Source organism: Dyella sp. (assembly GCF_035685885.1).
Lineage (GTDB): Bacteria > Pseudomonadota > Gammaproteobacteria > Xanthomonadales > Rhodanobacteraceae > Dyella.
Map to the genome: position 1 here is coordinate 1 of NZ_DASRZX010000108.1, position 15,094 is coordinate 15,094.

Sequence of the window (15,094 nt, forward strand, 5' to 3'; positions counted from 1 at the left end):
CGCCAGGTGCACGCCCACAGTGCGAAGCCCGCGAGCACGCCGATGAAGGCAGGCAACAAGGCGAGGTAGTGCGCGAAAGCGAGTGCCACGCAGGTGGCCAGGCCGCCGCCGCGCAGCGGATAGGTGAGGCCGGCGGCGAAACGCTCACCCAGCGGCGTGTCGGCAGTAACGGTGGCGATGCGCGGCATGAAAACTCTCTGGCTTCTTTGACGGGAGGGCGTGTACGTGGCGAGCCTGCGCTCGCAAAGCGTTACCCGGCTTTAGCGCTTGCCCCCAAAGATGCCGCCCAACACGCCGCGCACGATCTGCTGGCCCAGGCGCGAACCCACCGCGCGGCTTGCCGATTTCGCCATGGCTTCGATCATGCCTTGCCGACGGCTGGTACCAAGCAGCGCGTCCTTCACGGCACCGGTCCAGTCGGGTGCCTGCTTGTCGGCGGGCGCATCGGCTGATCCGCGCTTGGCAATCACCTGCGGGTCGGCTGCTTTCTCGCTTGCCCGCTTGGCCAGCATCTCGGCGGCCGATTCGCGATTGACTGCCGTGTCGTACTTGCCGCCGACCGGCGAACGCTGGCGCACGACGCCACGTTCGGCGTCGGTGAGTGCACCGATGCGCGCGGTGGGCGAGGTGACCAGCACGCGCTCGACCGGCGAAGGCACGCCGCCGTCGCGCAAGGTCGATGCCAGTGCTTCGCCCACAGCCAGCTGCGTGATCGCCTCGGCCACATTGATCTTCGGATTGGCGACGAAGGTTTCGGCGGCGGCCTTCACCGCCTTCTGGTCGCGCGGCGTGAAGGCGCGCAACGCATGCTGCACGCGGTTGCCGAGCTGGCCGAGGATGTTGCCCGGCACGTCGTCCGGATTCTGCGAGCAGAAGTACACGCCCACGCCCTTGGAGCGGATCAGCCGCACCACTTGTTCCACGCGCTGCAGCAGCGCGGGTGGCGCATCGTCGAACAGCAGGTGCGCTTCATCGAAGAAGAACACCAGCTTGGGCTGGTCGAGGTCGCCCACTTCGGGCAGCTGCTCGAACAGTTCCGAGAGCAGCCACAGCAGGAAGGTGGAATACAGCCGCGGCTTGAGGATCAGCTGGTCCGCCGCAAGGATGTTGATCACGCCGCGGCCGCTCATGTCCTGGCGCATCAGGTCGGACAGTTCCAGCGCCGGCTCGCCGAAGAACTGGTCGGCGCCGTCCTGTTCCAGCTTCAGTACCGCGCGCTGGATGGCGGCGATGCTCTGCGTGCTGATCAGGCCGTAGTGGCTGGAGATGTCCTTGGCGTTCTCGCTGGCAAAGCCGAGCAGGGCGCGCACGTCGGCAAGATCCAGCAGCAGCCAGCCTTGGTCGTCGGCCACCTTGAAGATCACCTCGAGCACGCCTTCCTGCGTGTCGTTGAGCTCCAGCACCCGACCGAGCAGGGTGGGACCCATCTCGCTGATGGTGGCGCGCACCGGGTGGCCGAGCTTGCCGTAGATGTCCCAGAAGATCACCGGGTTCGCCTGCGGCTTCCAGTCGGCGAGGCCAAGCTTGGCCAGGCGCTGCCTGAGCTTGTCCCCTGGCTCGCCGGCGGGCATCGAGAGGCCGGCGAGGTCGCCCTTTGCATCGGCGAGGAAGCAGGGCACGCCCAGTTTCGAAAAGCCTTCGGCCAACACCATCAGCGATACCGATTTGCCGGTGCCGGTGGCGCCGGCGATCATGCCGTGCCGGTTGCCGTAGCGTGGATCCAGATTGACGCTGGTGCTGTCGTTGCGGCCGATCAGAATGTCCGTCATGGCGTTGCGTCCTGGGAGTGGCGGCTGATTGTAGCTGCGCGCCCGGCGGCTCATCACGGGCACATGGCGCGTCGGCGTTCACTGTGCATCGCGCCGCATCGGTTGAGTCGCCGTGCCTTCGCGCAGTAAGGTCCGTCCATCGATCCGACAGTGAAGTCGTCCATGCTTTCCCCCGCTTTTTCCCGTTCGCTGCGCCTGGTGCCCGCCACCGGCGCGATGATGCTGCTGGCCGCATGTGCAAGTGGCGGCAGTGCGACCAAGCCCTCGCCGCAGGTCAACCAGCTTTACGCCCAGCTCGACCAGGCCAGCAAGGGTTACGAGACGTCGGTGGCGCAAGCGCGTGCCGGCAACACGCAGGCGTCGCAGCAGACGCTGGATACCTCGCTCAACCAGCTCAAGACCGCCGCCGCGCATTGCCCGGCCACGCCCGGCTGCGATCCCCAGCGCTTCTTTTCCGCGTTCGATCGCCTGCTGCGCCTGAAGGACGGCAACTTCGCGTTGGGCGACGACCTCGTCAGCATGGGCGATGAGTCCCCTGAAGGCAGCGAGAGCGGCAAGACCGGCGCGGCCAGCCTGCCCGAAGCGCAGCGCAGCGTGACCCTGCTGCGCGGACAGCAGCTGTCGCAGCTGATCGCCATGAACGGGCCGGTGAAGGCCGCGCTGGAAATGTGGCTGACGCAGTGGCGCGGCAACCTGATGGATGCCTACATCAACTACCAGTTCCTCCGGTACCAGATGTGGCCGGAGTATCAGAAGCAGGATCTGCCCGAGGCGCTGCTGTTTGGCATCCTGGCCAAGGAGTCGGGCGGCAAGGTCCATGCGGTGTCGCGTTCGGGCGCCGCGGGCCCGCTGCAGTTCATGTACGCCACCGGCCTGCGCTTCGGCCTCAATACCGAGGACGGCTTCGACTCGCGCTTCGATCCCGCCGAATCCGCGCGCGCGAATGCGGAATACCTGGACGAGCAGCTGAAGGCGTTCAACAACAACCTGGAACTCACGCTGGCGGCCTATAACGGCGGCGAGGGCCGCATGCGGCGCCTGGCGGGCGACGACCCCTCGGTAAGCCTCTACGACCCGCGCATCTACAACCAGCTTTCGCAGGAAACGCGCGATTACGTGCCGGCCGTGCTCGCCGCGGCATGGTTGTTCCTGCATCCGGAGAGCTACAACCTGCGCTTTCCGCGCGTGGACGGCGCGCAGGGCAGCGTGGTGCTCAAGCGGCCGGCGTCGCTGACCGAACTCACGGTTTGCCTGGGTTCGGCCGCCGGCATGAGCGATGGCTGGTTCCGCACGCTGCGTAACCTCAACCCGCGACTCGACCCGCAGGTGGCCCAGCCGACCGGCGTGCGCATCATGGTGCCCAAGGTGCTGGAGAAGCCCTATGAGGCGCGCTGCACGGATGGTCCCTGGCCGATCCTGGCCAACGACCTGCACACCGCGGTGTTGCCCGTCGTGCCCCCGTCTCCGCCGCCGGCTCCTCCGGCCCGGACGTCGAACAGTGGCAAGACGCGCAGTTACGTGGTCCGTCGTGGCGACACGCTCACCAGCATCGTCAACAAGGTGGGCTGCACGTCGGTGCAGGAAGTGGCCGAGATGAACGGCCTGAGTCACCAGCACATCAAGCCCGGGCAGTCCCTCAAGGTGCCGACCTGCCGCTGAGCCGGGCTTTGTAGGGATGAGCCCGCCGCGTGACCGCGGAGGGCCTTCAAGCACGGGGCACTCCCACGAAAAGCTTGCGGGCGCCCGAAAAGAAGAACGCCGCCTCAAGGGCGGCGTCTTCGTTCCACGGGCAGGGGAGATCAGGCAGCCGCGGTCGCTTGCATCCAGTTCTGCACCGGATCTTCGCGATGCGCTTCCTTCAGTTCGCGCAGCAGGCGCATCAGTTCGCGGTGCTGGGGCTGGAGGTTGGCGTGGGGGGTGTCCTTGGTCTCGTGGTAGGCCGCAGCCAGCCACAGGGAGACGCCGCGCATGGCCACCTCGGGGTTGTCCGAACGGGCGCGGGCAAAACCGATGTCGGTGCCCTGACCCCAGGGCAGATAGCGCTCTTCCGGCGGCGTGCCGTAAAGGTGCGGGAATTCGCAGCGCGAGGCTTGGCCTATCTCGCGCAGGGCCATGGTGCCGAGGCGGGCGCGGTTGCGCTTGGGCAGGGAGCGGACATGGCGCTCGATTTCGCGGAACTGGCGGCCCAATTGGTGCGCGCGATTCATGGCGATGAGACGGGTGACGATGCGCATGGAGGCTCCTCGGCCTGGCCAGGGGATGGCGCTCGCCCAAGGCGCCGCCTGACAGGGAGCTTAATGATCCCCGACACGACGATGCGCCAAAAAGGTCACAAAACGACGAAATGCGTCACCCGTGCGTCAATATCTTGACGCCAAACTCAGTGGCTGACGAGCTGGCCCAGCCTCTGTCCGACTTTCACTGCCTCCTGCGGAGCCAGCGTATCCAGCTCGGCCATACCTTCGGGGAACAGCAGGATCACGGTGGACCCCATGTTGAAGCGCGCCATCTCGGCAAACCGATCCAGCGTGATGTTCTGGCCGGCAAACGACTTGCGGCGGATCGACGAGGCATACGGCGGAATCACCAGCCCGTCCCACACTGTGGCCACGCTGGATACCAGGATGGCGCCGACCATCACTGCCACGAACGGGCCGTGCTCGCCTTCGAAGTGGCAGACCAGGCGCTCGTTGCGGGCGAACAGGCGCGGAATCGCTTCCACCGCGAACGGCGCCACGCTGAAGATGCGGCCAGGTACATGCACGGTTTCCCTCAGCGTGCCCTTCAATGGCATGTGCACGCGGTGGTAGTCGCGCGGCGACAGGTAGATGGTGGCGAAGCTGCCGTTGCGATAGGGCGCGGCGCTTGCGTCGTCGCCCAGCAGCTCGGCTGCCGTGTATTCCTGGCCCTTCGCCTGGAAGATGCGCCCATCGACGATGCGACCCATCTGGCTGATCTTGCCGTCGGCCGGCGAGAGCAGTGCGGTCGGATCCACATCGGCCTGTCGCGCGTCGGCCCGCAGCTTGCGCGTGAAGAACGCATTGAAGTGCTGGTAGGCCAGCGGATCGGGCTGCGCCGCCTCGGCCATGTTGACCTGGTAGTTGCGCACGATGGTGCCGATCAGGAAGTCCTTCCAAGGCTTGAAGGTCCAGCGCGTGGCCCAGTAGACCACCCGCGACAGGGCACGATGAGGAAGGATGTATTGGAGGAGTACGTTGAAGGTCATCCCGCAAGTATGAATGAAGCGCGGGATGATTACGCCTGGGTGACGGGCCGGCTGCGGCTATACTTGGCGGCCCCCTGACGCCTGACAAGCCGCCGTGACCCACGAACTCGCCTCCATCATCGACTTCATCCGTTACGGCGCCAGCCGCTTCTCCGCGGCGGGGCTCACCTTCGGGCACAGCCACGACAACCCGATCGACGAGGCCACCCATCTGGTGCTGGCCAGCCTGCACCTGCCGCCGGACATCCCGCCGGCCTATGGCGCAGGCAAGCTCACCAGCGAGGAGCGCGAGCGCGTGCTTGCGCTGATCGAGCGCCGCGTCAACGAGCGCCTGCCGGTGGCTTACCTCGTGGGCGAAACCTGGTTTGCGGGCCTCAAGTTCAAGAGTGACCGCCGCGCCCTGGTGCCGCGTTCGCCGATCGCCGAGCTGATCGAATCGGGCTTCCAGCCGTGGCTGGACCACCGCCACGTCGAGCGCGCGCTCGACCTGTGCACCGGTTCGGGTTGCATCGGCATCGCCATGGCCGAGTACAACCCCGACTGGCAGGTCGACATCGTCGACATCAGCGACGAGGCCTTGTCGCTGGCGCGAGAAAACATCGCGTTCCAGCACGTCGAGGGCCGCGTCGATGCGGTCAAGTCCGACCTGTTCAATGGCCTCAAGGGTCGCCGCTACGATCTGATCGTGTCGAATCCGCCCTATGTCACCGAGGACGAATACGCCGCGCTGCCGGGCGAGTACAGCCATGAGCCGAAGCTTGGCCTCACCTCGGGCGACGATGGCCTGGACATCTGCGTGCGCATGCTTGACGAAGCGGCGGACTACCTCACCGACGACGGCCTGCTGATCGTCGAAGTGGGCGAAAGCGAACGCGCCCTCGTCGAGTTGCTGCCCGAGGTGCCTTTCGTGTGGATCGAGTTCAAGGTCGGCGCGATGGGCGTGTTTGCGCTGGAGCGCCGCGACCTGATCGAGCACGCCGACGCGATCCGCGCCGAAGCCCTGGCGCGCCAGGGCCGCTGATGCCATGGAGCTGGCGACTGCACGCCTCCGGCTCGACGCATTGCAGGTCCACGACGCCGCAACGCTGTTTGCGTATCGCTCCGATCCCGAAGTAGCGCGTTACCAGGGCTGGCGGCCCGATTCGCTGGCGGATGCCGAGCGTTTCATCCGTAACCAAATCGACGCGCCTGCGTCATCGCCGGGGCAGTGGTTCCAGCGAGCCATCCGCCGACGCAGCGACGGCGCGCTGATGGGCGATCTCGGCTGCTGTCTTTCAAGCGACGGTCAGGCCGAATTCGGCATCACCGTGGCGCAGTCGGAGCAGGGCAACGGTGTTGCCCGCGAGGCGCTGGAAGCGTGGCTGGGCCTCTTGTTCGGCCGGCTGGACGTCCATCGCGTGCATGCGTCGGTCGATCCGCGCAACACCGCGAGCATGGCCTTGCTGCGTTCGCTGGGCTTCCGCCAGGAGGCCCATTTCCGCGAAAGCCTGCGTTTTCGCGGCGAATGGGTCGACGACGTGATCTTCGCCATGCTGGCGCGCGAATGGCGCGAGCGCGGCAAAGGGAACGCAGGCGAGGCCGCATCGCGCTAAGCTGTGAGGGTTTCCCCGCAGACGAACGAGCCTCGTGTCCAGCAACGCCTTCGGCAAACTCTTCACGGTCACCACTTTTGGCGAAAGCCACGGTCCCGCCATCGGTTGTGTGATCGACGGCTGTCCGCCGGGCCTGCCGCTGGCGGTGGAAGAGTTCCGCACCGACCTGGATCGCCGCGCCACCGGCAAGAGCCGCCACACCTCGCAGCGGCGTGAGGCGGATGACGTGGAAATCCTGTCCGGCGTGTTCGAGGGCAAGACCACCGGCACGCCGATCGCGTTGCTGATCCGCAATACCGACCAGCGCAGCAAGGATTACGGCGACATCGCCCAGACCTTTCGCCCGGGCCACGCCGATTACACCTACTGGCAGAAATACGGCATCCGCGATCCGCGCGGCGGTGGCCGTTCTTCCGCGCGCGAAACCACCATGCGCGTGGCGGCCGGCGTGATCGCCAAGAAGTGGCTGGCCGAACGCCACGGCGTGCGCGTGCGCGGCTATCTCGCGCAGATCGGCGACATCACGCCGGGCTCGTTCGACTGGGACGTGGTGGAGCAGAACCCCTTCTTCTGGCCCGACGCGCATGAAGTGTCGGTGCTCGAATCGTTCATGGACGCGCTGCGCAAGTCGGGCGATTCGGTCGGTGCGCGCGTCAATGTTGTGGCCGAAGGCGTCCCGCCGGGCTGGGGCGAGCCGATCTACGGCAAGCTGGATGCCGACATCGCCGCAGCGCTGATGTCGATCAACGCGGTAAAGGGCGTGGAGGTCGGCGATGGCTTCGGCGTCGTGCCCCAGCATGGCAGTCAACACCGTGATGAAATCGCGATGGACGGCTTTACGTCCAATCATGCGGGCGGCATCCTCGGCGGCATCAGCACGGGCCAGGCCGTGGTGGCATCGATGGCGCTCAAACCCACGTCCAGCATCCTCATTCCCGGTCGCAGCGTGAACCTGGCCGGCGAATCCGTCGATGTGGTCACCAAGGGTCGCCACGATCCATGCGTGGGCATTCGCGCCACGCCGATCGCCGAGGCGATGGTGGCGCTCGTGTTGATGGATCACGCGCTGCGCCATCGCGCCCAGTGCGGCGACGTCGGCGACATGCATCCCCGCATCCCTTAAGTTTCCGGCGCGCCGTGCGCGCTGGCAGAAGAAGACAGACCTGTACGCTGATGACTGCCAAACCGAAAGTATGGGTGTCCCGCCCACTGTTCCCGGATGTGCTTGCCCGTCTCGCCGAACATTTCGACGTCCAGGCCGAGGCCATCGAGCGCAAGCACGGTCCCGATGAGCTGAAGGCCAGGCTCGCCGATGTCGATGGCGCCCTGGTCGGCCTCGCCGACCGGGTGGATGCGTCCGTGCTGGAAGGCGCCAGGCGTCTGAAGGTTGTCGCCAACCTCGGCGTAGGCCACAACAATCTCGATCTCGATGCGCTCACGCGGGCTGGCGTGCTTGCCTCCAATACGCCCGAGGTGCTCACGGAGAGCGTGGCCGATTTCGCCTGGGCGTTGATGCTCGCGGCGGCCCGCCGCGTCGGCGCCGCGGAGCGCTGGTTGCGCGCCGGGCAATGGCCGGGCAGCAACATGCGTTTCGACGACTGGCTGGGTCTGGACGTCCACGGGCGCACGCTGGGCATTCTCGGCATGGGCCGCATCGGGCAGGGCATCGCGCGCCGCGGCTTCGGCTTCGACATGCGCGTGCTCTATCACAACCGTACGCGGCTGCCGGAGGCGGTGGAGCGGGAATGCCACGCCGCGCTGGTCAGCAGGGACGAACTGCTGCGCCAGGCCGATTTCCTCGTGCTGGTGCTGCCGTTCACACCGGAAAACCGGCACGCGATCGGCGCGCTGGAGCTGTCCCGGATGAAGCGTTCGGCGGTGCTGGTGAATGTTGCGCGAGGCGGCATCGTCGATGATGCTGCGCTGGCAGCCGCGCTTCGGTCCGGCCAGCTGGCGGCGGCCGGCCTGGATGTGTTCGAAGGCGAGCCCTCCGTGCATCCGGACCTGCTGTCGTTGGAGAATGTGGTGCTCAGCCCGCATATCGCCAGCGCCAGCGAAGAAACGCGTCGCGCGATGGCCAACCTGGCTGTCGACAATGTGATCGCGGCGCTGGGTTTTGGCGAGTCGGCCGGAAAACCGCCGACCCCGCTGAATCCGGCTGTTTTGAGCCGGGCGACGTCCAAAGCGTGATGACTTTCACGCCCATGCGTGTCGCAGGTTGTTTTGTGCGCTGCCCCAGCTAGATTTCCGCCATATAGCGGAGATCGGTGCCGCGGGGCGGTATTCCGATTCCTCCTACCTGATAACGGGACATGAGCAAGAAGAGCAGCTACAAGGTGGCAATGGTCGGCGCGACGGGCGCCGTGGGTGAGACCCTGCTGGCCATCCTGGCCGAGCGCGAATTTCCGGTCAGCGAGCTGGTGCCGCTGGCCAGCGAGCGCTCGGCAGGCGAGAAAATCACCTTCGGCGGCAAACAGATCACGGTGAAAAACCTCGCCGACTACGACTTCGACGGCGTCGACATCGCGTTCTTCTCGGCCGGCGGCTCGGTAAGCCGCGAGCACGCGCCGCGTGCCGCTGCGGCGGGCGCGGTGGTGATCGACAACACCTCCGAGTATCGCTACCAGGACGAGATCCCGCTGGTGGTAAGCGAAGTGAATCCGCACGCGATCGCCGAGTACACCACGCGCGGCATCATCGCCAATCCGAACTGTTCCACCATGCAGATGCTGGTGGCGCTGGCGCCGATCCATCGCGCGGCCGGCATCGAGCGCATCAACGTGGCCACTTATCAGTCTGTCTCCGGCGCAGGCCGCAGCGGGCTGGAAGAACTGGGCCAGCAGACCGCCGCGATGCTGAGCTTCCAGGACGTCGAGCCGAAGAAGTTCTCCAAGCAGATCGCCTTCAACGTCATCCCGCACATCGACGACTTCCAGCCCAATGGCTACACCAAGGAAGAAATGAAGATGGTGTGGGAAACGCGCAAGATCCTCGAGGACGAGACCATCCAGGTCAATCCGACGGCCGTGCGCGTGCCGGTGTTCTACGGCCATGCCGAGGCCGTGCATATCGAAACGCGCGACAAGATCACCGCCGAACAGGCGCGCGAACTGCTCGAAAGGGCCGAGGGCGTGGTGGTGATGGACGAGCGCAAGGCCGGTGGCTATCCGACCCCGGTAGGCGATGCCGCGGGCAAGGATCCGGTGTTCGTCGGTCGTATCCGCGAGGACATCTCGCACGAACGCGGCCTCGACCTCTGGGTCGTCGCCGACAACATCCGCAAGGGCGCTGCGCTCAATGCCGTGCAGGTCGCCGAATTGCTCGTCAGGGACTATCTGTAATGAAGACCGTGCTGTCCGGGTTGGTATGTTGCGTGCTGGTGTTTTCCATGCCGGCCCGGGCAGTACAGGTGCAGCCAGCGGCAGCGGCAGCGGCAGCGGGCGGGCAGGCGCAGCAGAAGCAGGTGGAAAATGCCATCGCCTCGCAGCAGACCCAGGTCAAGCAGCTGCAAGGGGATGTGCAGCGCCAGGAGTCGCGTACCCACCAGGCCGACGAAAAACTCAAGCAGCAGGATCAGCAGATCGCCGACTTGCAGCGCCAGCTGAAGGCAATGCAGTCAACGCAGAAGGGAAACGGCCATCCCTGAGCGTGGGCATCCATCCCGGGTGGGTGGGTAAGAACAAACCGCAGCAAGATGTTGTAAACACTGGCCGGCGCTATTGTTGATTGGCTTGTACCTAACTAAAGTGACCCCTCGTTGCAGGTGCCGCCGCCCAGCGGTGAGCCAATAAGAAGCGTTACGGGGTCTTTCGGGGGAATACACGATGAATCGTTCGTTGAAGCTGTCGATGCTGCTGGCGCTTGCCCTCGGCAGCAGCCAGGCAGCCGCTCTGGAACTGGGCCAGATCCAGGTGAAATCCGCCCTCGGGCAGCCCCTGCTGGCCGAAATTCCGGTCAACCCCGGCAGCCCGGCCGAATTGCAGAACCTGACAGCACGGCTGGCGTCCGCCGAAGACGCGGCTCAGGCAGGCGTGGCCGCGGGTCCGACGATTCCGCTGCAGTTCTCCGTGGTGGATGGCAGCAACGGCAGGAAGATCATCCGCATTACCAGTGCCCAGCCGGTCAACGACCCCTACCTTGACCTGCTGGTCGAGGTGAACAACGCCACCGGCAAGAGCCTGCGCGAGTTCACCATCCTGCTCGATCCACCCAACAGCGCCGCCAGCGTGCCCGCCACTCTTTCGCCCACGCAGGCTCCCGCCAAGGCTTCGCGCCGCGCGGCCGCTCCGGCAGCGGCGAGCTCGACGGCCCAGGCCGCCGCACCCGCGCCCGCAGCGGAACCCAAGTCCGCCAAGCCGGCTCCGGCGCCGCGTGCAGCTGCAGCCAGCGGCAGCCTTCCTCCGGTGGAGCGCGGCCAGACCCTGTCGGCGATCGCGCACGAGACCGCGCCCGAGGGCGTCGATCTCAACCAGATGCTGCTGGCCCTGAAACAGGCCAACCCCGATGCGTTCTATCGCGACAACATCAACGCGCTGAAGACCGGCGCCGTGCTGAGGGTGCCGTCGAAGGATGACGCCCAGGCCACGGCCGTGGCCGCGGCGGCTGCCGAAGTGATGCGCCAGAACAGCGACTGGCGTTCGGGTGCTGCCCGTACGCCGACCACGGTGGCCGATGCCGGCACACGCGCCAACGCGTCCTCCGCACCGACCACCAAGGCACCGGCGGGCGACCATTTGGCGCTGGTTCCCGCGAAGGAAGGTTCCGACAATGCCGCCGGGCGCGGCAGCAAGGGCGACAAGTCCGCCAAGGCCGAGCAGGGCATGAACGCCCTGCACCAGGATCTGCTGCGCAGCCAGGAAGCCCTGACCACCCTGCAGCAGCAGGGCGATGAGCTCAAGTCGCGTCTGAAGGACCTGGAAGACATCAACGGCAAGAACGAGCGACTGCTGGCACTGAAGGACAACGAGATCGCCGAGCTGCAGCACAAGCTGGCTGACGCACGCAAGGCCGCGGGCCAGCCGGCCGCTGCCGCCAGCGCGCCAGCCAAGCCGGAAGCGGCCAAGCCCACCCAGGAAACCATGGTGAAGGCGAATGAGCCGGCCGCTGCCTCGCCGGCCGCTGCCGCGAGTGCGCCGACCACGGCCGCTGCACCGGTTTCGGCAGCACCGCAGGCCAGTGAGCCCGCCTCTGCCAGCACTGCCACGGCAGCCACGCCGGTTCCTGCACCGGTCAAGCCGGAAGCAGCCAAGCCGGTGACGCCCAAGCCCGCCGCATCGAAGCCGGCTGCGATCGCCGAAGAAGATCCCTGGTACATGCAGACCTGGGCTTGGGCCGCTGGTGCCGGCGCCGCGCTGGTGTTGCTCCTGTTGGCCCTGCGTGGACGCAGCCGCAAGGCTGTTCCCGCCGCAGGTGCCGCCAGCTCGCTGGCCGATCGCTTTGGCACGGTGCCGCCGATCAACACGGACAGCCTCGACCCGGACCAGGACGAACTGCTTGACCAGCTGGCCGAGCATCCGGATGACATCGGCCTGCACCTGGAGCTGGTGAGCCTTTACTACAGCCGTCGCGACGTCGAGCACTTCGAAGCAGCCGCCGAAGCGATGCACGCCCACGTTGCCGATCCGCAGCAGGCGGAATGGCAGGAAGTGGTCCGCATGGGCGAAGACCTGGTGCCCGAACATCCGCTGTTCTCTCACGGTGCGCCGCTGTCGTCGCACGGCGACGAGCACGACGCGCTCGATCACTTCGATCTCGATCGCTATGCGGACGAGAAGGAAGCGGCCACGCCGCCGCCAATGCCGTCGTCGGCCAACAAGAAGGTCAGCGAGTACCACTTCGACTTCGACCTGACGCCGCGCCCGGTCCACAACCATGCGCACGCTTCGGCCAGCGCTCCGGCCGACGCCGTCGTCGAGGAGAAGCTGGAAGAGGAAGAGCTGCAGCTGCGCGCCTCGAGCTGGGAGTTCGCCGAGCCGGCCGATGAGCTGCCGCCTGGCGACCTGGATCACGCCGTGGGCCAGTTCAGCGACGACCCGGTGGATACCAAGCTGGATCTCGCGCGCGCCTACCTCGACATGGGCGACCCCGATGGTGCCCAGGCCATGCTGGAAGAAGTCATGCACGAGGGTACGCAGATGCAGAAGGACGTGGCCAAGCGCCTGCTCGACAGCATCCACTGACGTCCACCTCGTCGCAGCAAGTCCCGCTCGGGTCGGCTTTTGCCGGCCCGAGTCCGTTTGGGGCCTGCTACCCTTGTCGTTCCTGTTGATGGTGTTTTTTCTTCATGCGACTTGCCCTTGGCGTTGAATACGACGGTACCGAGTTCTCCGGCTGGCAGCGACTGAGCCACGGCGACACGGTGCAGGGCGCGCTGGAGAAGGCCCTGTCGTTCGTGGCCGCCCATCCCGTGGAAGTGACTTGTGCGGGGCGCACTGATGCGGGCGTGCACGGGCGTTGCCAGGTGGTGCACTTCGACACCGACGTGCAGCGGGACATGCGCGGCTGGGTGCTTGGCTCGTGCTCCAACCTGCCGGCCAGCGTTGCCGTGCTGTGGGCGCAGCCGGTGGACGAGGCGTTCCATGCGCGCTTTTCCGCGCGCAGCCGGCGCTACCGCTATCGCATCCTCAACCGGCCCGTGCGCGCCGCGCTCGATGCGCGTTTCGTGACCTGGGAGCGCCTGCCGCTGGATGCCACGCGCATGCATGACGCGGCGCAGGCCCTGATTGGCGAGCATGACTTCACGTCATTCCGCGCCGTGTCCTGCCAAGCGGCGCATGCGCGGCGCGTCGTGCAGGGGGTGAGCGTGCATCGGGAGGGCGAGCACGTGCTCATCGATATCGAAGCGAATGCCTTCCTGCATCACATGGTGCGCAACATCGTCGGTTCGCTGTTGCCGGTCGGGCGTGGCGAGCAAGCGGTGTCGTGGGTGGGCGAACTGCTCGCGGGGCGCAATCGCGAAGTGGCCGGACCGACGGCGCTGGCATCGGGCCTGACTTTTATCGGGCCGCGCTACGAGGCCCACTGGGGCCTGCCGGCAGAGGTGAGCCAATGACGCGTATCAAATGCTGCGGCATGACCCGCGCCGAGGACGCGCTGCTCGCGGCGAAGCTGGGAGCGGATGCGATCGGCCTGGTCTTCACGGCGCGCAGCAAGCGCCGCGTCACGCTGGAACAGGCGCGTGCCATCGTGGATGCCTTGCCGCCCTTCGTCGGCACTGTCGCCCTGTTCATGGACGACGATGCCGAGGTGGTACAGGAAGTGATCGAAGCGGTGCAGCCGGACCTGCTGCAGTTCCATGGCCAGGAACCGGACAACTGGTGCGCGCAGTTCGGCCGGCGTTTCCTCAAGGCCATCGCCATGGGCGAGGGCAAGGTGGCCTTGCACAAGCTTCGGCGTTATCCCTCCGCCGCCGGACTGTTGCTCGACGGACATGGCCTGGGCGAGGCTGGCGGCAGCGGCAAAACCTTCGACTGGTCACTGATGCCGGACGACCTCGCGCAGCCTCTGATACTCGCTGGCGGCCTCACCCCGGCCAATGTCGCCGAGGCCATCCGCATCGCGCGACCATGGGCGGTGGATGTCGCCAGCGGCGTCGAATCGGCACCGGGCATCAAGGATCCGCGCAGGCTCGCGGATTTCATCCACGCCGTGCGCAGCGCATCAACGCATCTGTAGGAGCGCACCCAGTGCGCGATCGGCTTGCGGAATCGCACGCTGTCTTGTCCCGCAATCGCGCACTGGGTGCGCTCCTACAAGGAGCGAGGAATGTTGAACCGCCCCGGGTTTTGAGGAGGCTCCAACTCTTGAGAAGATGGAGCCATGAACAAGTCGAACAAGTTCTCACCTGAAGTCCGCGAGCGCGCAGTGCGCATGGTGCAAGAGCATCGCGGGGAGTACCCGTCGCTATGGGCTGCCGTCGAATCGATTGCCCCGAAGATTGGCTGCGTGCCGCAGACGCTGCTGGGCTGGGTCCAGCGCCAGGAGATCGATAGTGGCGTGCGCGAAGGCGTGACCACGGCTGAGGCGCAGCGCGTCAAGGAGTTGGAACGCGAGGTCAAGGAACTGCGCCGGGCCAACGAGATTCTGAAGCTGGCCAGCGCGTTTTTCGCCCAGGCGGAGCTCGACCGCCGACTCAAGTCCTGAGGGCGTTTATCGACAAGCACCGCAGCACCCACGGAGTCGAGCCGATCTGCAAAGTGCTGCAGATCGCCCCGTCGGGATATCGCTGTCACGCGGCGCTTGCACGTGAACCTCACCGGCGCTGCGCCCGGGCTCAACGGGACGAGGCCTTGGTGCCGCAGATTGAGCGCGTCTGGCGGGCCAATATGCAGGTCTATGGCGCCGACAAGGTCTGGCGGCAGTTGGGGCGCGAAGGCACGGCGGTGGCGCGCTGCACGGTCGAGCGGCTGATGCGCCGGCTCGGCTTGCGCGGCGTGATGCGCGGCAAGGTGGTGCGCACGACGATCAGCGACAGCAAAGCGCCCTGTCCGCTGGACAAGGTCAATCGG

At 66.4% G+C, this 15,094-nt stretch carries 13 protein-coding genes, 2 pseudogenes and 1 other annotated feature; of the genes and pseudogenes, 11 read left to right on the forward strand and 4 right to left on the reverse strand.

What is annotated here, in order from left to right; all coding sequences use genetic code 11:
• Nucleotides 1-188, reverse strand: a pseudogene (locus tag VFG49_RS12930) (hypothetical protein); the annotation flags it as partial.
• A 72-nt stretch (nucleotides 189-260) separates the two neighbouring features.
• On the reverse strand, nucleotides 261-1,769 hold the full coding sequence (locus VFG49_RS12935; protein WP_324861112.1) for a helicase HerA-like domain-containing protein: 1,509 nt from the start codon (nucleotides 1,767-1,769) through the stop codon (nucleotides 261-263).
• 162 nt (nucleotides 1,770-1,931) lie between these two features.
• Between VFG49_RS12935 and VFG49_RS12940 the strand changes: the two genes are divergently transcribed.
• Entirely contained in the window at nucleotides 1,932-3,428 is a 1,497-nt protein-coding gene (locus tag VFG49_RS12940) for a transglycosylase SLT domain-containing protein (protein ID WP_324861114.1), read from the forward strand.
• A 140-nt stretch (nucleotides 3,429-3,568) separates the two neighbouring features.
• Here VFG49_RS12940 and VFG49_RS12945 read toward each other — a convergent pair whose 3' ends face one another.
• Both VFG49_RS12945 and asd read right to left on the reverse strand, forming a co-directional pair.
• A complete protein-coding gene (locus VFG49_RS12945) occupies nucleotides 3,569-4,003 on the reverse strand; it encodes a hypothetical protein (protein ID WP_324861116.1) in 435 nt (144 codons plus the stop codon).
• Nucleotides 4,004-4,149: 146 nt separating this feature from the next.
• Nucleotides 4,150-4,995, reverse strand: a complete 846-nt coding sequence (gene asd / locus VFG49_RS12950; RefSeq protein ID WP_324861118.1) for an archaetidylserine decarboxylase — start codon at nucleotides 4,993-4,995, stop codon at nucleotides 4,150-4,152.
• Nucleotides 4,996-5,089: 94 nt separating this feature from the next.
• Here asd and prmB point away from each other — a divergent pair, with 94 nt between their 5' ends.
• The 10 genes and pseudogenes from prmB to VFG49_RS13000 form a co-directional block, all read left to right on the forward strand.
• Nucleotides 5,090-6,016 (forward strand): 50S ribosomal protein L3 N(5)-glutamine methyltransferase, encoded by a 927-nt coding sequence (prmB, locus tag VFG49_RS12955; protein ID WP_324861120.1) that lies wholly within the window; start codon nucleotides 5,090-5,092, stop codon nucleotides 6,014-6,016.
• Between the two features lie 4 nt (nucleotides 6,017-6,020).
• Nucleotides 6,021-6,587 carry a GNAT family protein gene (locus VFG49_RS12960; RefSeq protein ID WP_324861122.1) on the forward strand — a complete coding sequence of 189 codons (567 nt, stop codon included), beginning with the start codon at nucleotides 6,021-6,023 and terminating at the stop codon, nucleotides 6,585-6,587.
• A gap of 34 nt (nucleotides 6,588-6,621) precedes the next feature.
• The gene (gene aroC, locus VFG49_RS12965; protein ID WP_324861124.1) at nucleotides 6,622-7,710 is read left to right on the forward strand and encodes a chorismate synthase; all 1,089 of its coding nucleotides are present in this window, start codon (nucleotides 6,622-6,624) and stop codon (nucleotides 7,708-7,710) included.
• A gap of 50 nt (nucleotides 7,711-7,760) precedes the next feature.
• A complete protein-coding gene (locus VFG49_RS12970) occupies nucleotides 7,761-8,777 on the forward strand; it encodes a D-glycerate dehydrogenase (RefSeq protein ID WP_324861126.1) in 1,017 nt (338 codons plus the stop codon).
• A gap of 122 nt (nucleotides 8,778-8,899) precedes the next feature.
• Nucleotides 8,900-9,928, forward strand: coding sequence for an aspartate-semialdehyde dehydrogenase (locus VFG49_RS12975; RefSeq protein WP_324861128.1), 1,029 nt, complete (start codon nucleotides 8,900-8,902; stop codon nucleotides 9,926-9,928).
• Complete coding sequence (locus tag VFG49_RS12980) at nucleotides 9,928-10,233, forward strand: hypothetical protein (protein WP_324861131.1); 306 nt, start codon at nucleotides 9,928-9,930, stop codon at nucleotides 10,231-10,233. The genes VFG49_RS12975 and VFG49_RS12980 overlap by 1 nt, the downstream gene beginning before the upstream one ends.
• Before the next feature lie 178 nt (nucleotides 10,234-10,411).
• Nucleotides 10,412-12,766, forward strand: a complete 2,355-nt coding sequence (locus VFG49_RS12985; RefSeq protein WP_324861133.1) for a FimV/HubP family polar landmark protein — start codon at nucleotides 10,412-10,414, stop codon at nucleotides 12,764-12,766.
• A gap of 104 nt (nucleotides 12,767-12,870) precedes the next feature.
• On the forward strand, nucleotides 12,871-13,638 hold the full coding sequence (truA, locus tag VFG49_RS12990) for a tRNA pseudouridine(38-40) synthase TruA (protein ID WP_324861135.1): 768 nt from the start codon (nucleotides 12,871-12,873) through the stop codon (nucleotides 13,636-13,638).
• Nucleotides 13,635-14,261, forward strand: coding sequence for a phosphoribosylanthranilate isomerase (locus VFG49_RS12995; protein ID WP_324861137.1), 627 nt, complete (start codon nucleotides 13,635-13,637; stop codon nucleotides 14,259-14,261). Before truA ends, VFG49_RS12995 begins: the two co-directional genes overlap by 4 nt.
• Nucleotides 14,262-14,405: 144 nt before the next feature.
• A pseudogene (locus VFG49_RS13000) lies at nucleotides 14,406-15,094 on the forward strand (IS3 family transposase); the annotation flags it as partial.
• Nucleotides 14,684-14,800: a sequence feature (AL1L pseudoknot), on the forward strand. Its footprint overlaps the pseudogene before it by 117 nt.